This window comes from Herbaspirillum sp. WGmk3 (assembly GCF_023952535.1).
In the GTDB taxonomy this organism is placed as follows: domain Bacteria; phylum Pseudomonadota; class Gammaproteobacteria; order Burkholderiales; family Burkholderiaceae_D; genus Herbaspirillum; species Herbaspirillum huttiense.
Genome location: NZ_JAKYWT010000003.1, coordinates 698,188 through 720,193, shown reverse-complemented (window position 1 = coordinate 720,193; position 22,006 = coordinate 698,188). Strand labels below are relative to the sequence as shown.

The window sequence follows — 22,006 nt, the reverse complement described above, 5'->3', positions numbered from 1 at the left end:
AGGCGCACATGGCACGTTTCTTTATCGACCGGCCCATCTTCGCGTGGGTCATCGCCATCATCATCATGCTGGGCGGGATGATGTCGATCCGCTCGCTGTCGCTGGAGCAGTACCCGGACATCGCGCCGCCCAAGGTCAACATCAAGGCCACCTATACCGGTGCCTCGGCCAAGACCCTGGAAGATTCGGTGACCCAGGTCATCGAACAGCAAATGAAGGGCCTGGACAACCTGCAATACATGTCGGCCAGCTCCAGTTCGGCCGGCAGCGCCACGGTGGCGCTGACCTTCACCGCCGGGACCAATCCGGACGTGGCCCAGATGCAGGTGCAGAACAAGCTGCAGCAGGTCACGGCGCGCCTGCCGCAGGCGGTGCAGAACAATGGCGTGACCGTTACCAAGGCCTCCACCGATATCCTGATGGTGCTGTCGCTGACCTCGGATGATCCGCGCATCACCAGCATCGACATCGGCGACTTCATCAGCAGCACGCTGACCGACCAGATCAGCCGCGTGGAAGGCGTGGGCGACGTGACTGCCTTCGGCACCAATTACGCGATGCGCATCTGGATCGATCCGGCCAAGCTGCAGAAGTACGCGCTCATGCCATCCGACGTCACCAGTGCGCTCGAAGCGCAGAACACCGAAGTGTCGGCCGGCGAGATCGGCGCACTGCCGGCGCAACCGGGTCAGCAGATCAACGCCACCATCACGGCGCGCAGCAAGCTGACTACGCCGGATGAATTCCGCAACATCATCGTCAAGTCTTCCGCCGATGGTTCAGTGGTGAAACTATCTGATGTGGCCCGCGTGGAGCTGGGTGGCGAGAGCTACCAGGTGGCCTCGCAGCAGAACGGAAAGCCGTCGTCGGCACTGGCGATCCAGCTGGCCACCGGTGCCAATGCGCTGGCCACGGCGGACGCGGTCAAGAAGAAGATGGCCGAGCTGGAGCCTTACTTCCCGGCCTCCATGAAGCTCAAGACCAATATCGCCTACGACACCACGCCTTTCGTGCGCGTGTCGCTGGAAGAAGTGGTCAAGACTCTGATCGAAGCCATCGTGCTGGTGGTGCTGATCATGTATCTGTTCCTGCAGAACATCCGCGCTACCTTCATTCCGGCCATCACGGTGCCGGTGGTGCTGCTGGGGACCTTCGGCATCCTGGCCATGTTCGGCTATTCCATCAACACCCTGACCATGTTCGGGATGGTGCTGGCCATCGGCTTGCTGGTGGACGATGCCATCGTGGTGGTGGAAAACGTCGAGCGCCTGATGAGCGAAGAAAAGCTCAGTCCCAAGGAAGCCACCCGCAAGTCCATGCAGGAAATCACCGGTGCGCTGGTCGGTATCGCCATGGTGCTGTCGGCGGTGTTCATCCCGATGGCCTTCTTTGGCGGATCGACCGGCGTGATCTATCGCCAGTTCTCCATCACCATCGTCTCAGCCATGGCCTTGTCGGTGATGGTGGCGCTGACCCTGACCCCGGCGCTGTGCGCCACGCTGCTCAAGCCGCATGCCAGCGGCCACGTGCAGCAAGGAAAATTCTTTACCTGGTTCAACCGCACCTTTGACCGCAGCGCGACCCGCTACCAGGGCGGTGTCGGCGGCCTGCTCAAGCGGGGCAAGCGCGGCCTGCTGATGTATGCGCTGATCGCCGTGGCGATGGCGGTGCTGTTCATGCGCCTGCCCACGTCCTTCCTGCCGGAAGAAGACCAGGGCGTGCTGATGGCCCAGATCCAGCTGCCCACGGGCGCGACCGCCGAGCAGACCGCTACTGTCGTGAAGACCGTGCAGGAATACTTCATGAACAAGCCCGAGTCGGTCGATTCGGTGCTGGCCATCGTCGGTGCCGGCGTGGGTGGCAACAGCCAGAACGGTGCGCGTGCCTTCATCCGCTTGAAGGAGTGGGACCAGCGTACCGGTGCCGGGCAGTCGGCTTCCGAGCTGGTGCGCCTGGCCAACGCGGACTTGTCCAAGATTCGCGGGGCGCGCGTGTTCCTGATGAATCCGCCTGCGGTGCGCGGCCTGGGACAGAGTTCCGGCTTCGACCTGGAATTGAAGGATGTGGGCGGCGTGGGCCACGATGCGCTGTTGAAGGCGCGTGACCAGTTCCTGCAACTGGCGCGCGGCAATGCGCTGCTGGCCAATGTGCGCACCACCGGCCTCGATGACACGCCGCAATTGCGTGTGGCCATCGATGACCGCAAGGCCGATGCGCTGTCGATTGCGACCTCCGACATCAACTCGACATTGGCCACTGCCATGGGCGGCACCTACGTGAATGACTTCCTCAGCAACGGGCGCGTCAAGAAGGTCTATGTGCAGGGCGATTCCGCCTTCCGCATGCAGGCCGAAGACCTGAACCGCTGGTATGTGCGCAACTCGGCCAGCCAGATGGTGCCGTTCTCGGCCTTCATGAGCAGCAAGTGGACCTATGGACCTTCCCTGCTGGAACGCTACAACGGCGTGTCGTCCTTCGAGATCGTCGGTGAACCGGCCGCGGGCGTGAGCTCGGGCACGGCCATGGCCGAGGTGGAAAAACTGGTGGCGCAACTGCCGGCCGGCATCGGTTTCGAGTGGACCGGTTCGTCCTATCAGGAGCGGCTCTCGGGCAACCAGGCACCGATGCTGTATGCGATTTCCATCCTCTTCGTGTTCCTCTGCCTGGCGGCCTTGTATGAGAGCTGGTCGGTACCCTTCGCAGTGATCCTGGCGGTGCCGCTGGGCATCGTCGGGACCGTGCTGCTGACGGGGATTTTCGGGATGTCCAATGACGTGTATTTCCAGGTGGGGCTGTTGACCACGGTGGGCCTGTCGGCCAAGAACGCGATCCTGATCGTGGAATTCGCCAAGCAATTGCACGAGTCCGGCAAGAGCCTGCGGGATGCCACGCTGGAAGCGGTGCAGCTGCGCCTGCGTCCGATCCTGATGACCTCGCTGGCCTTCATGTTCGGCGTGCTGCCGCTCGCCGTGGCCAGCGGCGCCGGCTCGGCCAGCCGCCGCGCCATCGGCACGGGCGTGCTGGGCGGCATGCTCTCGGCCACTTTGCTGGGCATCTTCTTCGTGCCCTTGTTCTACTACCTGATCGGCACCTGGCTGGATCGCCGCGCGGCGAAGAAGCCGCGCCAGGATGACGATCACGCGACACAAAAGGAGGGCGTGTGATGACCCGGCCCGCACAACAGACATCCATCCTCTGGACCCGCACGGCCATGGTGCTGGCGCTCACGGCAGCGCTGGCGGGCTGCGCCAATCTCGCGCCCGATTACGCGCAGCCGGCGGCACCGGTGCCGGCCAGCTGGACCCAGCAGGTCGATGGCAAGCCGGTCGGCAGCAACGCCGGCAAGGCCGCTGGCGAGATTGATGCGGACCAGCTCGGCTGGCGCGAATTCTTCCTCGATCCACGTCTGCAGCAGGTGATCGCCGCTGCGCTGGAGAACAACCGTGACCTGCGGGTGGCGGCGTTGAACATCGAGAAGGCGCGTGCGCAATATCGCATCACCGATGCCGATCGCTATCCGGCCATCTCCGCCACCGGCACCAGTACTGCCAGCCGCACGCCGTCTGAGCTGACCACCAGCGGCCGCGCCACGGTGTCGCGGCAGCAGAGCGTGACGGTAGGGATCAGCGCTTACGAACTCGATTTCTTCGGTCGCCTGAAAAATCTCTCGGATGCGGCGCTGGAGACCTATCAGTATCAGGTCGAGACCCGTCGCAGCACGCACATCAGCCTGGTGGCCGAAGTGGCCACGGCGTGGCTCACGCTGGCCTCCGACCGCGAGCTGTTGAAGCTGGCGCAGGACACCTATGCCAGCCAGTCGCGCACCTTCGAACTGAGCCAGCGCAGCCATGATATCGGCACCGTCTCCGGGGTCGATCTGGCCAGCCAGGAAGCCACGGTGCAAGCGGCTCGCGCCGATGTGGCCAGCTACACCAGCCAGGTCGCGCAGGACATCAATGCCCTGCGCCTGCTGGTCGGGGCCGATATCGATGCGGCGCTGCTGCCCACCGGCTTGCCGGATACCGCCAGCGTATTGCCTGCCACGCCTGCCGGCTTGCCGTCGCAAGTATTGCTGCGTCGCCCGGATGTGCTGGCGGCGGAGCATACCCTGAAGTCCGCCAATGCCGACATCGGAGCAGCGCGCGCGGCCTTCTTCCCCAGCATTTCGCTCACCGCTGACGGTGGTACTGCCAGCCGCACGCTGGGCGGCTTGTTCAAGGCCGGCAGTGGCAGCTGGAGTTTCGTGCCGTCGATCAACCTGCCCATCTTCAATGCGGGCAGCCTGCGTGCCAGCCTGGACTCGGCCAAGATCACGCGCGACATCGATGTGGCGAATTACGAGAAGGCGATCCAGACCGCCTTCCGTGAAGTGGCCGACGCACTGGCCGTGCGCGCCACGCTGGACCAGCGGCTGGACGCACAGGGCCGGGCCACGGCGGCCAGCGAGAAGGCCTTCCGCTTGTCCGAGGCACGCTACAAGAATGGCATCGACAGCTATCTCACCACGCTGGTGGCGCAGCGTACGCTGTACTCCGCACAGCAGACGCTGATCTCGCTGCGACTGACCGAGCAGAGCAATCGCATTACGCTCTACAAGGTCCTGGGCGGGGGCTGGAATGAGGACACTGCGCAGCCTGTGGCAGCTGTGCAGCGCAGTCCGTCGTGATCGAGCTGACGGCCGTCAGCGCCCGATCCGCTGCTGCGCCGGCGTGATGTCGGTCGTCAGCGGGTCGTCATCATCGGCCGCCACGTCAGCATCCCTCTGGTCGGCGCTGAACTGCCCGCACCATTGTGGATGTTGATGTGAATTGCGGTATTTTTGTCGTGAAATGCATGTGTGTTGGCGATATTTTGCTGCAAGTGTTTCCGGCGTGAAGCTTCATATCTGAACCCATCACTTGCCCCTTAATCTGGTTGACAAGCCGTACACCGGCGGGAATAATCCGCCAAGTGATACGACGACGTACAAGATCTGCCGAGCGAGTCCAGGTGCAGTGCAGTCGCCGGCATCACCGTCTTTGAAAGCAGCACCCGATCCGACAACAACAACGATGAGCAACCATCAGGAGACAGCCCGCATGAGCGCAGACACCGACCGTGATGCGTGGCAGACCGCCCGTTTTTCCCGACTCCTGCTGACCGGCGCGGCCGGTGGCGTGGGCCGGCAATTGCGTGGCCGCCTGGCATCCTTCGCCGAGCGTGTGCGGGTAGCGGATCTGGCTGCGGCCATGGAGGCCGCGGGTCCCGCGGCGGCGCATGAAGAAGTGCTGGGCTGCGACCTGGCCGACCGCGCCGCGGTCGATGCGATGGTGGCAGGCTGCGAGGCCATCATCCACCTCGGTGGCGTGTCGGTGGAGCGTCCCTTCGAAGAGATCCTGGAAGCCAACATCAAGGGCGTCTTCCATATCTACGAGGCCGCCCGCCGCCATGGCGTCAAGCGTGTCATCTTCGCCAGCTCCAACCACGTCACCGGTTTCTATGGCCAGGATGAGCGCATCGATGCGCACGACATGAAGCGTCCCGATGGCTACTACGGCTTGTCCAAGTCCTATGGCGAAGACATGGCGCAGTTCTACTTCGACCGCTATGGCGTGGAGACGGTGAGCATCCGCATCGGATCGATCTTCCCGGAAGCGACCAACCGCCGCATGCTGGCCAGCTGGATGAGCATGGACGATTTCGAGCAACTGCTGCGCCGTGCGCTGTTCATCCCTGGCGTGGGTCACACCATCGTCTACGGCATGTCGGCCAACGCCAAGACCTGGTGGGACAACCGCCACGCCGCGCACCTGGGCTATGCGCCCAAGGACAGTTCGGAAATCTTCCGCGCCAAGGTGGAAGCGCAACCGCAGCCGGCCGCCGATGATCCGGTGGCGACCCTGCAAGGTGGCGCCTTTACGGCTGCCGGACCCTTTGATCCGTTGGCGAACTAACTTAATTTATCCACAGCGTTTTCTCGTTTCATCGCGGCATTCCGTCGTAGTTCATCGCCGCAGTTCATTGCATTTTCCGCGCGCCACGCCATTCTTCAGCGCGCGGCATGGCAGCACCGCACGCAACAGCTTGACCTGAATCGCAGCAAGGCAGCACCCGGCACACCGGGCCGCTCGCACGCAGCAGGATCGCGCCCGCGCCGCACCGATGTCCGGTTCCCTGAAACCTTGACGGACCCGGCAGCCCATGAACTTCTCTCTCGACTTCACGCCACTGGCGCCCTACTGGCCCGTGTTCCTGCACGGTGCCTGGCTGACGCTGAAGATGACGACGCTGGCCGTCATCGTCGGCGTGGCCATCGGCATCTTCGTCGCCTTCGCCAAGAACAGCCCCAATCGCGTTGTGGCCCGCACCTGCAGCGGCTACATCGAGGTGGTGCGCAATACCCCGTTCCTGGTGCAGATCTTCCTGCTCTATTTCGGCCTGGCCAGTCTTGGTATCCGCATGCCGACCTTCGCGGCAGCGGTGCTGGCGATGATCATCAACATCGCCGCCTATGCCGCCGAGATCATTCGCGCCGGCATTGATTCGGTGCCGCGCGGACAGATCGAAGCCGCCGAATGCCTGGGCCTGTCGGTCTGGCGCATCCGCTGGCACGTGATGCTGCAGCCGGCCATCGAGCGCGTCTATCCGGCGCTGACCAGCCAGTTCCTGCTGATGATGCAGGCCTCGGCGATGGCCTCGCAGATTTCCGCCGAGGAGTTGACGGCCATCGCCAATACCGTGCAGTCCGATACCTTCCGTTCACTGGAAACCTATCTCGTGGTGGCTGCCCTGTACTTGGTGCTGGCCGTGCTGGTCAAGCTGGTGGCTTATTCCATCGGTGAAACTATTTTCAAACGCCGCCGCACCTTGCGCCGCGCGGCTGCACAGGGCAGGCGCAGTCCGGTGTCGCGCCTGCCGGCCAGCGATCCGGCAGCGATGGCACCGCTGGCCCATGTGCCTTATGTACATGCCGCTTCGCGGCCGGTGGCGGTCAACACCGCGGCCTCGCTGCGCATCGAAGGGAGCACGTCATGATGGGCAACTTCAGCTGGACCTATTTCTTCTTCATGGTGCAATCGATCGGCTGGACCCTGGTCTTGTCGCTACTGGCTTTCGTGCTCGGTGGCATCGGCGGATTCCTGGTGATGCTGGCGCGCATCTCGCCGCGCGCCTGGCTGCGGCGGCCTGCCATCCTCTTCATCGAATGCGTGCAGGGCATACCCTTGCTGATCCTGCTCTTCATCGTCTATTTCGGCTTGTCGGTGTACGGGCTGGTGCTGCCGGCACTGGTGGCAGCGGGGCTGGCGATGATGATCTATGCCAGCGCGTATCTTGGCGACATCTGGCGCGGTTGCGTGGAGGCCATGCCGCGCCCGCAGTGGGAAGCATCGGAGTGCCTTTCGCTGACACGCTGGCAGACGCTGCGCCTGGTCATCATCCCGCAGGCCACGCGGCTGTCGCTGCCGCCGACCATCGGCTTCCTGGTGCAGCTGATCAAGATGACCTCGCTGGCGTCGGTCATCGGTTTCGTCGAACTGACGCGGGCCGGTCAGATCATCAACAACTCCATCTTCCAGCCCTTCCTGGTGTTCCTGCTGGTGGGGTCCTTCTACTTCCTGCTCTGCTATCCCTTATCGCGCTGGAGCGCATCCATGGAGAGAAAGCTCAATGTCAGCCATCGCTAAACCCGAATCCGCACCGCATCTGCGCGCCGTGGCGGCGTCCCAGGAAGCGCAGCCGGTCATCGTCCGGCTGGACCAGGTCTACAAGAGTTTCGGTGACAACCAGGTCTTGAAAGGCGTGTCCTTTGAAGTCGCGCGCGGCGAGATGATCGCCATCATCGGCGCCTCCGGTTCCGGCAAGTCCACCGCGCTGCGCTGTATCGACCGGCTGGAGACCATTGACTCCGGCAGCATCGAAGTGGCCGGCATCCGTGTCGATGATCCGCAGGTCGACCTGCACAGGCTGCGGCGCGAGGTGGGCATCGTGTTCCAGAGCTACAACCTGTTCCCGCATCTCAACGTGCTGGAAAACGTCATGCTGGCGCTGCGCCACGTCAAGCAGCAGGACAAGGCCGAGGCGCGCCGCGTGGCCCTGGCCGCGCTGGCGCAGGTGGGGCTCGATGAAAAGGCCAATGCCTATCCCGAGCAGCTCTCGGGCGGCCAGCAGCAGCGCGTGGCCATTGCGCGCTCGCTGGCGATGTCGCCCAAGGTGATGCTGTTCGATGAAGTGACCTCGGCACTGGACCCGCAACTGACCGGCGAAGTACTGCGCGTGATGGAAGACCTGGCCGCCAATGGCATGACCATGCTGCTGGTGACGCACGAGATGAACTTCGCCAAGCGGGTGGCCGACCGCATCATCTACATGCACCAGGGCAGAGTGTGGGAAGTCGGTCCCGGCGACATGCTGGACCATCCGCACACCCCCGAACTGCAAGCCTTCCTGGCTGCCGACCTGTAGCGCAAACGCTGTTGCCTGACCTGACCATTCATAAAATAACGGAGACACAAAATGAAACTAAGCCCATTACGCCACCTTGCACGCCCGGCCATTGCGGCCCTGATCCTGGGCCTCGCTTCCCATGCCGCGCACGCCGACCAGCTCGACGATATCAAGAAGGCCGGCAAGATCCGCATCGCCACCACGTCCAGCACGCCGCTGTTCGGCTACAGCGACGACAAGCTGCAGCCGGCCGGCTCCGACGTCGACGCCGCGCGCCTGCTGGCGCAGGACCTGGGCGTGCAGCTCGACCTGATCCAGGTGGCCAATGCCGCGCGGGTGCCGACCCTGCAATCCAATCGCGCCGATATCGTGGTGGGCTCGCTGTCGATCACGCCGGAGCGCCTGAAGGTCATCGATTTCTCCACGCCCTATGCGGTCATCAGCCTCATCATCGGCGCGCCCAAAAGCATGGCCATCAAGGACTATGCCGACCTCAACGGCAAGCGCATCGGCGTCACCCGCGCCACGCCCAACGATACGCTGACCACGCAGAACGCCAAGGGCGCGGAGATCATGCGCTACGAGGATGACGCCACCCTCATCACCTCGATGGTCACGGGCCAGGTGGAAGTCTTTTCCAGCACGCCTTCCAACCTGCAGGAGATGCAGAAGAAGGCGCCGGGCAAGAATCTGGAAATGAAATTTGAACAGAAGGCCTTTGACCTGGGCATCGCCATCAACAAGAACCAGCCACGCCTGAAGGAATGGATCGACAACTGGGTCAAGACCAACCAGAAGAATGGCAAGCTCAATGCCATCTACAAGAAACATCACGGCCGCGATCTGCCGGCTGCCGTGCAGAATCCCGCATAAGCCGTATCTGTTCCAGCCACGCCGGGTGCAGCATGGCCCGGCGTTGTTGCGTCATGCGCAGCGTTCAGCGGCCTTCGAAGATACGCTGGCGTGCATGCCCGATATGGGCGCGCATGGCCGCCTCGGCGTCTTGCGCCGAGCCTTGGGCGATGGCATCGATGATGGCCTGATGTTCATCATCGATGACCTGGATGCGCTCGCTCTCCTGCGGTGAGCCCAGGTTCTGCGCCAGTTCCATGCACTGGCGGATCGGGCCCAGCGCATGTTCGATGGTGGAGATGAAGAAGGGATTGCGGGTGGCCCGGGCAATGGCCATGTGCAGCGCCAGATCTTCCTCCACGCCGGTCTGGCCTTGCAGCTGCGCGCGCCGCAGCGCTTGCAGGCAATGGCGCATCAGGGCGATGTCCTCTTCCTCGCGGGCCGTGGCCGCAATGCCTGCCGCACCCACTTCCACACACGCGCGAAACGCGTAATAGCGCTCCACGTCAGGAATGCTGGCAATCTGCGCCGGCGCGCTGCTTTGCAGGACCGGCAGCCGCTGCACATAGTTGCCCGAGCCCCGGCGCGAGACCACGATACCTTCCGAACGCAGGCGCGAGAGCGCTTCCCGTACCGTCGTGCGGGAAGCCTCGTAGCGCTGCGCCAGTTCCACTTCGGTGGGCAGCTTGCGGTTCTCGCCCAGTTCCCCGCGCAGAATGGACGCGATGATCTGCTTGCAGATGTGTTCGGACCGGCTGAGTTGGCCGCGATGTGAAGAATCGGGGGAGGGCGGGTGGAATGCTGACATGTACGATGACTGCTGCCGGGAAGTTCGTCTGCGGTCACTATGAAGGGTTCTGCGCCGGGGCGCAAGCCTGGGCTGCCCGGCGCGCGGGAAGATTCACCTCATCCCCCTGAAATCGGCCTGCAAAGCCGTTTCCGTGAAGGAATCTGCATTTAATTCGGTTGACTTCCGGAGCCGCGATCATTAGAGTTGTCCACCTGCATGAAGAATTAGTCCGACTAATCGCAGCTCAACTTATACGACATCGTATAAATCAAATGATAAAAAAGATAAGAAAACTTCATCTGGAGACAGGCATGCATTCCCGATCTGCCTGAGCCCAGGCGGCCCTGTGCCGCCGGGGGATGACGGCTGTGCGCCATCCACCGCGAGAGCGGGCGCACAAACGGGCCCCGGGGCGACGAGCCGCGCATTGCCTGCCCTTTGAAGAACTATCCATTTTGGAGACGCCATGAAGTACGTAAGAGGAATCCGCTGGTACATGGTGACGCTGGTCACCCTGGCCCTGATCGTCAATTACCTGGCCCGCAACACGCTGTCGGTGGCCGCCCCGACCATGATGAAAGAGCTGGACATGAGTACCCAGCAGTACTCCTACATCGTGGTGGCGTGGCAGATCTGCTATGCGGTCATGCAGCCGGTGGCCGGCTACGTTCTCGACGCGGTGGGCACCAAGATCGGCTTCGGCATCTTCGCCCTGGCCTGGTCGCTGGTGTGCGCGGCGGCTGCACTGGCGACCGGCTGGCAGAGCCTGGCCTTCTTCCGCGCGCTGCTGGGCATGACTGAAGCGGCCGGCATTCCCGGTGGCGTGAAGGCTTCCACCGAGTGGTTCCCGGCCAAGGAACGGTCGGTGGCCATCGGCTGGTTCAACATCGGTTCCTCGATTGGCGCGCTGTGCGCACCGCCCCTGGTGGTGTGGACCATCCTGCATGGCGGCTGGAAGATGTCCTTCGTGGTGGTGGGCGTGCTGGGCGTGTTGTGGTTCTTCCTGTGGATGCTGTTCTACAAGAGCCCGCGTGACCAGAAGCTGCTCTCGCCGGAAGAGCGCGACTACATCCTCGACGGCCAGGAAAAGACGCCTGAAAAAGTCGTGCGTGAAAGCTGGACCAAGATCGTGCGCAGCCAGAACTTCTGGTCGATCGCCATTCCGCGCTTCCTGTCGGAACCGGCGTGGCAGACCTTCAATGCCTGGATCCCGCTGTACATGGCCACCGAGCGCCACATGAACATCAAGGAAATCGCCATGTTCGCCTGGCTGCCTTTCCTGGCGGCGGACATCGGTTGCGTACTGGGCGGCTACCTGAGCCCGTTCTTCCACAAGCATTTGAATGTGTCGCTGTTCACTTCGCGCAAGCTGGTGATGCTGGTGGGCAGTCTGGCCATGATCGGGCCGGCTTGCGTGGGCTTCGTCGATAGTCCGTATGTGGCCATTGCCTTGCTCTCCATCGGCGGCTTTGCGCACCAGACGCTGTCGGGCGCGTTGTATTCGATCACTTCCGATGTGTTCACCAAGAATCAGGTGGCCACTGCCACCGGCCTGACCGGCATGAGCGGCTACCTGGGGGCGACGCTGTTCACGCTGCTCTTCGGCATCCTGGTCACGCAGATTGGCTATGGTCCCTTGTTCGTGTTGCTGGCCGCGTTCGACCTGGTGGCCGTGGCGGTGGTGTTTGCGATTGCCCGTCCGCGTCCGGAGGCGATTGCCTGATTGTCGTCATTCGCAAGAGTGCATGAGGGGGCGGCGTCTTGGGACGCCGCCCTTTTTTCATTGGGGATCACGGATCAGTGACGCCCGATATCGTTCATGCCGTCAGCGGCGGGCGCTGCAGGGCCACCCACTCCTGCACCGTGGACCGCTGCCATTGTGCCTTGGCATAGGCGGCCAGACGCGGTGGTACAGGATCGCCATGCAGGGCGAGACGATTGATCATCAGCGTCAGGTCGGTATCGGCGATGCACCACTGGCCGAAGAGATGGTCTGCTCCCTGCGGCAGCAGGGCGTCCGCGAAACGGAACAGCCGCTGTGCTGCGGCCTCTGCCTGCGCGGACAGGGGCGGCTTGCGGGCGGCATAGAAGAGCACTTGCGTATTGCGTTCTTCGCGGATGGGCATCAGGTCGCTGCGCAGCCAGGCTTGCACCTGGCGTGCGCGTGCGCGCGCGGCTGGATCGGAAGGATAGAGCGGGGCACCGTCGAAGACGTCTTCCAGATATTCCGTGATGGCCGAGGATTCGGACAGTGCCAGCTCGCCATGCTGCAGCGTCGGCACGCGCGCCGTCAGGGACAGCGCGGCATAGGCGGGATCATGATGGGCGGCAGCGTCGAGGTCGACGGTGTGCAGATCGAAGGGCAAGGCCTTTTCGCGCAGGGCGACGAAGACCGACATGGCATAGGGGCTGGCGTATTGGGCGTCGATGTGGAGTTGCAGAGCGGACGGGTGACGATCAGTTTGCATATGTACCTCATGAAGAACGGTTGAAGAAAGCCGTTCCGCCGGCAGTGCGCCGGGCGAGGTCTGAAAGAAGGGTGATGTTGCGATCCAGTCCCGCCAGGCGATCCGCCGGACGGGACGTGACATCCCCGTCAGCGGAGATGCCGTTTTTTGGTGTTCAGCCCGCGCAGGCAGACACCGGCCGCCGGAAGGGCAGCGCGTGTCTGGATGAGGGATCGCTTCAGTTGCATGGTGTGGGAAGTGATGGGCTGAGCGACGATAGTAAACGAGTTTCACGCGACATTTCCGTCCGTGTGCATCAAAACCACAGAGTGCGTTTCAGAATCGCGGTTTCGCATCGGGCATCCGCCGCACCCGGTGATCGAATTTACTCTCGTTTCTCAAACCTCTTCGCTATCACCAGCTTGGCGATCATAACCAAGATGGTTACAATGCAAATGGAAAAGCACACTCCCCACTGCAAGCTGGAAGTCGTTCATTCACTGGTTCGCCAAGGGCGGGTGCGCAAGACGGCGTCGGCACTGCTGGGGGCTGCAGCCATGGGTATCGACGAGATGGGGATGGTAGCCATCGTGGCCAGTCTGGGCAAGCGTGACTTCTACAAGAGCATGACCACGCACGACGATCATCGCATCTGGCAGGACGTTTACCGCCCGTCGACACGGCACGGCGTGCTCTATCTCAAGCTGACCGTGGTCGATGATGTGCTGATCGTATCCTTCAAGGAGAAATGACATGAAATGCCCCCAATGCGGAGGTGCTGTGCTGGTGCGCGACACGCGTGACCTGCCGTATGCCTACAAAGGCGAAACCACGGTCATTGCTGCCGTCAGCGGCCAGCACTGCCCGCGTTGCGGCGAATGCCTGCCGGATCCGGGCGAAGAAGAACGGATCTCGGCTGAAGCCCTGGCCTTCAACAAGACGGTCAATGCGGGACTGATCGATCCGGAGGAAATCATTGCTGCGCGCCAGGCATTGCACCTGGGCCAGCGCGAGGCCAGTTTGTTGTTCGGCGGGGGCGTCAATGCCTTCAATCGCTACGAGGCCGGCAAGATCAAGCCGCCTCGTGCGTTGGTGCTGCTGCTGCGACTGCTGCGCAATCATCCGGGTCTGCTGCGTGAGCTGCGCAATGAACCAACCCGCGCGTCGCACGCTGGTTCGGCGTTCTCCATTCAGGAACCAGCCAGGCCCGTGCGTGCGCGCAGGCCCCCCAAGTGAAACCCACGGGAGGGATCGCCAACCTCCCTCGTAGTCCGATTCGCGCGTGCGTCCACTCAGCGAATCTCCGCGCTATACCTGAACTTGCTCCCCGCCCCACGCGATTGTCGCCACTCCAGCGGCGCACCATCCGAGCCGAAGGCGATGCGTTCGATCACCACTACCGGCGTCTTTTCCTTGAGTCCCAGCAGCTTGGCCTGCGCCGCCGTCACCGTTTCCACCGTCAGTGTTTCACGCGCCGAGGCGACGATGAGCCCGCATTCGCGCTCATACAGGGGATACAGCAGATCGCCGAAATCCTCCGGTGCCTTCCCCGCCAGCGCCTTGAAGCGTTGGGCACACAGGTAGATGTTCTCGGCCAGCACCGGTTGTCCATCCACCTTGCGCAGGCGCAGCAGTTCGATCACCCGGGCGTGCGTCTTCAGGTGCAAGGCCTCGGCCACCTGACGCGGTGCCTCGATGACCTTGCGGCTGACGATCACGCTGGTCGGCTGCAGCGGGCGGCCATCGGCCGATTCGAAGCGGAAGAAGCGGAACAGCGAATTGTCGAAACGCGCCTTGCGCACGAAGGTGCCACGCCCGTGCGTGCGTTCCACCAGGCCTTCGCTCATCAGCGTCTCGACCGCGCGGCGCACCGTACCCACGGCCACCTGATAGGTCTGGCTCAATTCGGCTTCGGACGGGATGGCTTGTCCCGGTTGCCATTTCTGGGCGCGGATCTGCGCCGCGAGCTGGTCACGCAACTGGAGATAGAGCGGCAGGCGCGCATCGGCGGCGGTCTGGTCAAGCATGCTGAAACTTGCCTTGCAAAAGAGAAAGTGCTCAGTCTACCCGGGGCCGGGCCCGCCCACAATGACAGGGTGCATCGTACCGCACGCAGGTGGACGGCAGTGCGCCGCCGTCCTTGTCCACCGATGATGCAACCCTGAGCGCCACAAGGTTTCATCGCTCGCCGCAGTGATCAGGATTCAGGAGGATTGTTGAGTCACCCCGGCTGTGTTATCTTCCGTTAACTCATATAGATGACTATATGAGTAGTCCACTAAATATATCAATCAGCTACGCGCCACCATCGTGCTTGCATCACGTTCCGGCACTGCCCTGGCGGCCGGACGGGGAAGCCCGAGGTAGCGCGCCTTCGGCATAGAGGAAGAGACAATGTTTTCATGGTATCGGCAGGTCACTGCCAAGGAACGCAAGACTTTCTGGGCCTGCTTCAGCGGGTGGGCACTGGATGCGCTGGACGTGCAGATGTTCAGCCTGGCCATCCCCGCGCTGATCGCGGCCTTCTCGCTCTCCAAGGCGGACGCCGGCATGATCAGCGGTGCCACGCTGGTGGCCTCGGCCATCGGCGGCTGGTTCGCCGGCGCCCTGTCGGACCGCTACGGGCGCGTCAAGACGCTGCAGATCACCATCATCTGGTTTTCCTTCTTCACTTTCCTGAGCGCCTTCGCCCAAAGCTATCCGCAGCTGCTGGTGCTCAAAGCCCTGCAGGGCTTCGGTTTCGGCGGTGAATGGGCGGCCGGTGCGGTGCTGATGGCCGAGACCATCCGCGCCGAACATCGCGGTCGCGCCATGGGTACCGTGCAGAGCGCCTGGGCCGTGGGCTGGGGCGGTGCGGTGCTGCTGTTCTCGGTGCTGTTCACGATGCTGCCGCAGGAAATGGCCTGGCGCGTGATGTTCGTCATCGGCCTGCTGCCCGCGTTGCTGGTGGTCTACGTGCGCCGTTCGGTGTCCGAGACCGATGCCTTCCTGGCCGGCCGCAAGGCTGCCACCAGCAAGCCTGCGGCCAGTACGCTGCTGGGCATCTTCCGTCCCGACGTGCTGCGCCTGACCCTCATCGGCAGTCTGCTCGGCGTGGGCGCACACGGTGGCTACTATGCGCTGATGACCTGGCTGCCGACTTATCTGAAAACCGAGAAGCACCTGTCGGTCCTGTCTACCGGCGGTTATCTGGCCGTCATCATCATCGCCTTCTGGTGTGGCTGCATCGCCAGTGCGCAATTGCTGGACCGCATCGGCCGCCGCCGCACCGTGGCGTCGTTCGCACTGTGCTGCGTGGCGACCGTGCTGTGCTACATCTTCCTGCCGCTGACCGATACCCAGATGCTGATCTGCGGCTTCCCGCTGGGCTTCTTCGCGGCCGGCATCCCGGCCAGTCTCGGCGCGCTCTTCAATGAGCTGTATCCGAGCGGCATTCGCGGCACCGGCGTGGGCTTCTGCTACAACTTCGGACGCGTGGCCTCGGCCGGCTTCCCGGTGCTGGTCGGGCACATGAGCGACTCCATGCCGCTGGGCCAGGCCATCGGCATCGATGCCGCCATCGCCTATTCGCTGGTGGTGATCGCCGTGCTGATGCTGCCCGAGACCAAGGGACGCCAGATGGAAACCGGCGCATGAGCAAGACCGCCACCGTGACCGCGCCCGCATTGCGCATCGATACCCACGCGCACGTTTTTGCGCGTGGCCTGCCGATGGCCGACGTGCGCCGTTACACGCCCGCTTACGACGTGACCGTCGAGGAGTACCTGGCGCAGCTGGATGCGCATGGCATGAGTCATGGCGTGCTGGTGCAACCGAGCTTCCTGGGCAGCGACAACGGCTACCTGTTGCAGGCCATCGCTCGCGCTCCGCAGCGCCTGCGCGGCATCGCCATGGTCGATGCCGATATCGACGACGCGCAATTGCAGGCCTTGCAGCAGGGCGGCGTGGTTGGCGTGCGCTTCAACCTGGTGGGGGGCGCGCCGCTGCCGGATTTCGGCGGCGCGTGGCGCGACACGCTCACGCGCATTGCGGCACTGGGCTGGCAGGTAGAGATTCATCGCGAGGCCGCAGATTTGCCACGGGTGCTGGAACCCTTGCTGGCACTGGGATTGAAGGTCGTGGTCGATCACTTCGGGCGGGTCGACGCGGCACTGGGCGTGGATGACCCGGGTTTCCGCTACCTGCTCTCCACCGGCCCTTCGCGCCAGGTGTGGGTGAAATTGTCGGCGCAGTATCGCAACGGCGGCAGCGAGGGCGGTGCCCGTTTCGCTGGCCAGGCCTGGCCGCTGCTGCGCCAGCACTTCGGACCGGATCGCCTGCTGTGGGGCAGCGACTGGCCGCACACCCAGCATGAGAGCATGACCAGCTATGCCGACAGCTGGCGGCGTTTTGAAAGTCTGGTGAGTGACGAGGCCGATCGCCGTTGCATCACCGGCGAGACGGCGGCGCAACTGTTCCAGTTCGCCTGAGCCCGTGCCACGCGCACAGGAAAGCAGATAATCCCTCCGGGGATTGATGCATGGCCTGCATCAGATCCCCGCATTGATGCATTCGCTGCACTTGTTGCGCAGCGGATGATGTCACCTCCGCCTCACTCGATCCAGCTCAGCTGCGTCAGTTTGACGCGCTCACCGAGACGGGGCGCATTGACCAGGTGCCATGCCGTGTATTGCTCGGCATAGGCGGTGTCGGAGGCCATCAGGTCCACCGGCACCACCACGTCAAAACCACGGAAGGCTGCGCTGGCCGCCGTATGCAGCACCGCGCCGTGGGCCGCCGCACCGATGCAGATCACGGTCTTGATGCCTTTCTCGCGCAGCAACTTTTCCAGCTCGGTATTGATGAACTTGTCCGGGCCCGACTTGAACAGCGGCTCACCGCCCTGCATGGCCGCTTCGGGCCAGATGTCGGCCGGCGTGCTGTTGCCGCCCAGGGTATAGATCACAGGGACCTTCTTCTCGCGTGCCATGGCCAGCAGCCTGGCCACGCGCGGCAACATTGCCACGCAGCGCGGTCGGCTGTCTGGATGACAGGTCTGGCGCGCGATGTCGAGCACCAGCACGGCGGTGGTGGCCGGGTCGATGACTACGTGCGACAGTGCCGGCGCGGCCGGTGCCTTCACCGTCGACCATTCGTCATAGACGCCCTGGGCTGCCGCCGGGGCGGAGACTGCAAGGCTGGCCGACAGGCCGATGAGGGCGGCCAGGATGGCGTGAGAGAAGAGTCGCATGGTGTTCCTTTCAGAAGCAGGGGCCCGGGGAGTCGGTATTGTTGGTCATTTTCCTGCACGGTGCCATACTTGGCCCGCCGCGCGGAAACAAATTATCGCCGAGCTTGTCCTATCGCGCAGGCCGGACAAAGCGTCCGCGCCGCCGGAGACAAGCCGCCAGGGAAGCGGCGCCCCGGACAATATTTCTTCAGAACAAAATTTTGCCGGGCGGGGCGGCGGAAAGACAGCATTGGAAAAACTGGTCAAGCGACTTGGTTTGGGCCTCATCGGCCTGGTTTTCTTCTGGGCACTGGATCGCATCAGCGCCAACGAACTGGCCAAGAGCAGCGTGCTCATGGCCACCGCCTTGCCCGGCATCGCCGGCGTGTTTCTGGTCTTGCCGTGGAGGCGCGAACGCCCACGCTGGTTCTCGCGCGCGGCGCTGGTGATCATCGGCGTATTCTTCCTGGATGCCGCCATCAAGGGTTTCCTGCGCGACTATTTCGGCCTGCGCCCCAATCCCATCCTGGTGCTGCAAGCCATCTTCAATACCAACCCGGCCGAGAGCAGCGAGTTCTTCCGCCACAATGGCCGCGACCTGGCCGAGGCGCTGGGCCTGCTGCTGCTGGCGTGGACCGGACTGTGGCTGGGCGAGCGCTGGCTGCGCCGGCGCGAGCAGGGACAGCCCGCCACACCCTGGCGCTGGCGCGGGCGGGCTGCCGTCGGCTGCTTGCTGGCGGTGTTCGTGGCCCTGCATTTCAATCCCACCATGGCCAAGGAAAATCCGCTGCTGTTCTGGCCCATCCGTTATCTCGACTATCGCGAGCAACTGGCCCAGGCCGCCAGCATGGAAGCGGATGTGGCGCGCAACATGGCGCATCGCTCCGACTGGCAGGTGCGCTATGCCGGACCGGAGCGCAACACCGTGGTGTGGATCATCGGCGAGAGTCTCAATCGCGCCAACATGTCGTTGTATGGCTATGAGCGCCATACCTCGCCGACGCTGGAAGCGATGCGCAAGGAGCTCATCGTGTTCCGCGACGTGGTCTCGTCGGAACCCGCCACCATGGCCTCGCTGATGAAGATGCTCACGCCGGCCGACCTCAACGATCCGCAGGCCTGGAACCGCAAGCCGGACGTGCTGATGCTGGCGCGCGAGGCAGGATTCCGGATTCACTGGCTGTCCAACCAGCCGCCCAACGATGGCTGGCTGGGCCTGGTCTCGCGCCGGGCCGACGAGCAGGTGTTCATCAACAAGGGAGCCGGGCGCGGCGAAAACAATTTCGACGGCAACCTGCTGCCGGCGCTGGACACTGCCTTGCACGACCCGTCCCCGAAGAAGCTGATCGTGGTGCACCTGCTGGGCGCGCATCCTACCTATGACATGCGCTACCCCAGCCAGTACGCCCGCTTCGATACCGTGCGCGACGGCGTGACCGAAAAGCTGGAGGACGCCGACCGCTCAGCGTGGATACGCCAGCTGCGCAATGAGTACGACAACGCCATGGCCTACAACGACTACGTGGTCGGCAGCATGCTGAAGCTCACCATGAACGCGGCACGGCAGGACCATGCCAGCCTGCTCTTCAGTTCCGACCACGCGCAGGAGGTGGGCCACACGCGCAATCACGCCGGCCAGTCGGTGAGCGACGCCACCGGCTATGAAATTCCGATGCTGGCATGGACCCGCTCCTTCACCGGCAAGAGCCCGGAGGACAAAGCCCGGCTCGAATACCGGCCTTACCAGACCGACCAGCTGGAGCACACCATCATGGGCCTGCTGGGCGTGCAGTCACGCTACTACGACGCGCGCCACGACATCCTCAGCGAGCAGTTCGGCAGCGGCAATTTCCATCAGCGGCGGCGCATCAATGGCCAGCCTTATCTGCCGCGCACGGTGACCTACAACCAGACTCCCTGATCGCGTTGGAGAAGCGTGATCCGTGATGGAGCCGAGCGAAGCCGCAGGACGCGCCATGCGCGATCCTGACGGACGCGCGCGGTTCTCGTATCATGCTGCTTTGCATCGCACATCCCGCCATGTCCACTTCCTCCGCCATTGTCTTTCCCCGCCACGCCGTGATCATCGGCACCGGTGCCGTCGGTCTCATGACTGCCATCCACGCGCTGGACCAGGGCTTGCAGGTGACCCTGCTGGATTTCAATCCGGCCGGCAGCGAGGAGGCGTCCAGCTATGGCAATGCCGGCTGGCTCTCCTCGCATTCGGTGATCCCGCCGGTGGAGCCGGGGATGTGGAAGAAAGTCCCCGGCTATCTGATGGATCCGCTCGGTCCCCTGTCGATCCGCTGGCGCTACCTGCCGCGCCTGACGCCCTGGCTGCTGCGCAACCTTGCCAGCGCGCGCCGTGATCGCATCCGCGCCACCGCACGCGCCTTGCGCACGCTGGTGGCCGATGCCCGCCGCCTGCATCTGGAGGTGGCGCAGCGCGCCGGTGTGGCGCACCTGATCGATACCTCGGGGGTGCTGCATGTCTACCGTTCGCGCCAGCATTTCGACAATGATGCGTTCGGCTGGGGTGTGCGTCGCGAGCTGGGCATCCAGTGGCAGGAGGTGGAAGGCGCGGCACTGCGTGAACGCGAACCGGATCTGGATCCGGCCTTCGGCTTTGCGGTCCAGGTCGACGAGGCCGGTCATTGCCGCAATCCTGCGGCGTATCTGCAGGCCTTGCAGGCGCATGCCCTGGCACGCGGTGCAAGCCGCGTCGAGGGCCGGGCCACGGGTTTCCGCGTGGAGCAGGGACGCTTGAAGGCCGTGCTGACCGAACAGGGCGAGATCGCCTGCGATGCCGCCGTCATCTGCGCCGGTGCACGCTCAAAGGCGCTGGCGGCTGCCGCTGGCGATCAGGTGCAGCTGGAGAGCGAGCGCGGCTATCACGCCGTCATTGGCGGGCACGACCAGGAGGCGCGAGCGCGCACGCCGATGATGGTGTCCGAATTCAAGGTCATCGCCACGCAGATGGAAACCGGCTTGCGCATCGCTGGCCAGGTCGAATTCGCCTCCTTCGAGGCGGCACCGGACTGGCGGCGCGGCGAGATCATGCGCGACATCGCCCTGAAACTCTTCCCCGGCCTGCCGCGCACGCTGCCGGCGGAGGACGTGAAATACTGGCTGGGCCGCCGCCCCAGCACGCCCGACGGCATGCCCTGCATCGGACCGGCCAGCGCCAGTGCCGACATCATCCATGCCTATGGCCACGGCCACATCGGCCTGGGTTGCTCGGCACGCACCGGACGCATCGCCGCGCAGTTGCTGGCGGGGGAGGTGCCGGAAATCGATCTGGCACCGTTCAGTCCGCAGCGCTTCTGAGGGCCTGCCTCAGAAAGCGATATCGGCGGCTGCCGCGATGGTGGTGCGCACGCCATACGCCCCCAGATTGGCCAGCGTGGCCTGATGATGGGCCACCACCTGATCCACCGGTAACACACCGTTCGGTGCGGTGGTGTGTGCCCCTGCCGCCAGCGTTACCGGAAAGCCCAGCGCCAGTGCGCGACGCACGGTGGATTCCACGCAGAACTCGGTCTGCATGCCGCAGATCACCAATCGTGTCACGCCACGTTCGCGCAGCTGCGATTCCAGGGCCGTCTGGTGGAAGGCGTCCGAGCCGCGCTTGCGCAGGTAGAGGTCATCGGCCTGATGATGCAGACCGTCCGCAAGTTGCCATCCGGCACTGTCGTGCTGCAAGCTGCCGCTATCTTCGTGCTGCACGAAGATCACCGGTGCGCCTGCCGCACGTGCATGGGCCGAGAGCAGGTTGATGTTGGCGATTGTGGTGTCGCCGTTGTCGACGGCTTCAGGGCCGGTGCACAGGGCTTGCTGGACGTCGATGATGAGCAGGGCAGTGGTCATGGTGGCGAACGCGTTGAGAAGAATGCGCTAGGGTAACAGAGCCCCGGCCAAGCGGCCCCGCAAGGATATTGCCAGCCTGACACTGCGGCAATTTGTCCCATTTCATCGGTCCGGGGGCTTCGCTACAATGGGGTACTCCGAGTTATTCCATTTCTGCATCTATTCCCATGACTGCCCTGTTTGACCGCGTCGAAGGCTTCCTGCGCAAGGCATCCGGACTGCACATCCTGCTGGCCCTGCTGCTGGTGTGCGGCCTGCTGTGCTGGGCCGTGTGGGTATGGGCTACCGGTGAAGGCCGCACGCCGTTCGGCATGCTGGACTTCTGCATCACGCCGCCTGCGAAGTAAGCCTCCCATCGCTGGCATGCGCTGAGCGCATGCGCATGACCCCAGCCAGTTTCCCCGCGTTCCTGCACAC

The 22,006-nt window shown here is 63.7% G+C and carries 20 protein-coding genes; 15 read left to right on the top strand and 5 right to left on the bottom strand.

The window, feature by feature from the left end; genetic code table 11:
* Window positions 1–8: 8 nt before the first annotated feature.
* The 7 genes from MKD49_RS15210 to MKD49_RS15180 all read left to right on the top strand — a co-directional run bounded on the left by MKD49_RS15210 (window position 9) and on the right by MKD49_RS15180 (window position 9,297).
* Window positions 9–3,164 (top strand): efflux RND transporter permease subunit, encoded by a 3,156-nt coding sequence (locus MKD49_RS15210; protein ID WP_252696701.1) that lies wholly within the window; start codon window positions 9–11, stop codon window positions 3,162–3,164.
* Window positions 3,164–4,666: an efflux transporter outer membrane subunit gene (locus tag MKD49_RS15205; RefSeq protein WP_252696700.1), complete on the top strand. Its 1,503-nt coding sequence runs from the start codon at window positions 3,164–3,166 to the stop codon at window positions 4,664–4,666. The genes MKD49_RS15210 and MKD49_RS15205 overlap by 1 nt, the downstream gene beginning before the upstream one ends.
* Window positions 4,667–5,078: 412 nt before the next feature.
* Window positions 5,079–5,933 (top strand): NAD(P)-dependent oxidoreductase, encoded by an 855-nt coding sequence (locus MKD49_RS15200; RefSeq protein WP_121041165.1) that lies wholly within the window; start codon window positions 5,079–5,081, stop codon window positions 5,931–5,933.
* Window positions 5,934–6,180: 247 nt separating this feature from the next.
* Window positions 6,181–7,014 (top strand): amino acid ABC transporter permease, encoded by an 834-nt coding sequence (locus tag MKD49_RS15195; protein ID WP_252696699.1) that lies wholly within the window; start codon window positions 6,181–6,183, stop codon window positions 7,012–7,014.
* Entirely contained in the window at window positions 7,011–7,664 is a 654-nt protein-coding gene (locus tag MKD49_RS15190; protein ID WP_121041161.1) for an amino acid ABC transporter permease, read from the top strand. Before MKD49_RS15195 ends, MKD49_RS15190 begins: the two co-directional genes overlap by 4 nt.
* Window positions 7,648–8,442 (top strand): amino acid ABC transporter ATP-binding protein, encoded by a 795-nt coding sequence (locus MKD49_RS15185; protein ID WP_209569510.1) that lies wholly within the window; start codon window positions 7,648–7,650, stop codon window positions 8,440–8,442. Before MKD49_RS15190 ends, MKD49_RS15185 begins: the two co-directional genes overlap by 17 nt.
* 51 nt (window positions 8,443–8,493) lie before the next feature.
* The gene (locus tag MKD49_RS15180; RefSeq protein WP_121041157.1) at window positions 8,494–9,297 is read left to right on the top strand and encodes a transporter substrate-binding domain-containing protein; all 804 of its coding nucleotides are present in this window, start codon (window positions 8,494–8,496) and stop codon (window positions 9,295–9,297) included.
* Between the two features lie 64 nt (window positions 9,298–9,361).
* Here the strand turns inward: MKD49_RS15180 and MKD49_RS15175 are convergent, their stop codons facing one another.
* Window positions 9,362–10,084 (bottom strand): FadR/GntR family transcriptional regulator, encoded by a 723-nt coding sequence (locus MKD49_RS15175; RefSeq protein ID WP_209534022.1) that lies wholly within the window; start codon window positions 10,082–10,084, stop codon window positions 9,362–9,364.
* A 448-nt stretch (window positions 10,085–10,532) separates the two neighbouring features.
* Between MKD49_RS15175 and MKD49_RS15170 the strand changes: the two genes are divergently transcribed.
* Window positions 10,533–11,789, top strand: coding sequence for an MFS transporter (locus MKD49_RS15170; protein WP_034331750.1), 1,257 nt, complete (start codon window positions 10,533–10,535; stop codon window positions 11,787–11,789).
* Between the two features lie 94 nt (window positions 11,790–11,883).
* Here the strand turns inward: MKD49_RS15170 and yfcF are convergent, their stop codons facing one another.
* Window positions 11,884–12,534: a glutathione transferase gene (gene yfcF / locus MKD49_RS15165; protein ID WP_252696698.1), complete on the bottom strand. Its 651-nt coding sequence runs from the start codon at window positions 12,532–12,534 to the stop codon at window positions 11,884–11,886.
* A 434-nt stretch (window positions 12,535–12,968) separates the two neighbouring features.
* On the opposite strand from yfcF, the gene MKD49_RS15160 reads away from it, so the two are divergent.
* The gene (locus MKD49_RS15160; protein ID WP_034331747.1) at window positions 12,969–13,265 is read left to right on the top strand and encodes a type II toxin-antitoxin system MqsR family toxin; all 297 of its coding nucleotides are present in this window, start codon (window positions 12,969–12,971) and stop codon (window positions 13,263–13,265) included.
* A gap of 1 nt (window position 13,266) precedes the next feature.
* Window positions 13,267–13,749, top strand: a complete 483-nt coding sequence (locus MKD49_RS15155) for a type II TA system antitoxin MqsA family protein (protein ID WP_371925472.1) — start codon at window positions 13,267–13,269, stop codon at window positions 13,747–13,749.
* Between the two features lie 56 nt (window positions 13,750–13,805).
* Here MKD49_RS15155 and MKD49_RS15150 read toward each other — a convergent pair whose 3' ends face one another.
* Window positions 13,806–14,540, bottom strand: coding sequence for a GntR family transcriptional regulator (locus tag MKD49_RS15150; protein WP_034331745.1), 735 nt, complete (start codon window positions 14,538–14,540; stop codon window positions 13,806–13,808).
* A gap of 367 nt (window positions 14,541–14,907) precedes the next feature.
* Between MKD49_RS15150 and MKD49_RS15145 the strand changes: the two genes are divergently transcribed.
* Both MKD49_RS15145 and MKD49_RS15140 read left to right on the top strand, forming a co-directional pair.
* A complete protein-coding gene (locus tag MKD49_RS15145) occupies window positions 14,908–16,149 on the top strand; it encodes an MFS transporter (RefSeq protein WP_034331744.1) in 1,242 nt (413 codons plus the stop codon).
* A complete protein-coding gene (locus MKD49_RS15140) occupies window positions 16,146–16,982 on the top strand; it encodes an amidohydrolase (RefSeq protein ID WP_204726813.1) in 837 nt (278 codons plus the stop codon). The genes MKD49_RS15145 and MKD49_RS15140 overlap by 4 nt, the downstream gene beginning before the upstream one ends.
* A 122-nt stretch (window positions 16,983–17,104) precedes the next feature.
* Here MKD49_RS15140 and MKD49_RS15135 read toward each other — a convergent pair whose 3' ends face one another.
* Window positions 17,105–17,743: a cysteine hydrolase family protein gene (locus MKD49_RS15135; RefSeq protein WP_034331743.1), complete on the bottom strand. Its 639-nt coding sequence runs from the start codon at window positions 17,741–17,743 to the stop codon at window positions 17,105–17,107.
* Between the two features lie 229 nt (window positions 17,744–17,972).
* Between MKD49_RS15135 and MKD49_RS15130 the strand changes: the two genes are divergently transcribed.
* Together MKD49_RS15130 and MKD49_RS15125 are read left to right on the top strand one after the other, a co-directional pair.
* Window positions 17,973–19,643 carry a phosphoethanolamine transferase gene (locus MKD49_RS15130; RefSeq protein WP_252696697.1) on the top strand — a complete coding sequence of 557 codons (1,671 nt, stop codon included), beginning with the start codon at window positions 17,973–17,975 and terminating at the stop codon, window positions 19,641–19,643.
* 119 nt (window positions 19,644–19,762) lie between these two features.
* Window positions 19,763–21,049 carry an FAD-binding oxidoreductase gene (locus MKD49_RS15125; protein WP_204726816.1) on the top strand — a complete coding sequence of 429 codons (1,287 nt, stop codon included), beginning with the start codon at window positions 19,763–19,765 and terminating at the stop codon, window positions 21,047–21,049.
* Window positions 21,050–21,058: 9 nt separating this feature from the next.
* Here MKD49_RS15125 and MKD49_RS15120 read toward each other — a convergent pair whose 3' ends face one another.
* Window positions 21,059–21,589 carry a cysteine hydrolase family protein gene (locus tag MKD49_RS15120; RefSeq protein ID WP_252696696.1) on the bottom strand — a complete coding sequence of 177 codons (531 nt, stop codon included), beginning with the start codon at window positions 21,587–21,589 and terminating at the stop codon, window positions 21,059–21,061.
* 167 nt (window positions 21,590–21,756) lie between these two features.
* Between MKD49_RS15120 and MKD49_RS15115 the strand changes: the two genes are divergently transcribed.
* Window positions 21,757–21,936 (top strand): hypothetical protein, encoded by a 180-nt coding sequence (locus MKD49_RS15115; RefSeq protein ID WP_034331740.1) that lies wholly within the window; start codon window positions 21,757–21,759, stop codon window positions 21,934–21,936.
* Window positions 21,937–22,006 lie beyond the last annotated feature (70 nt).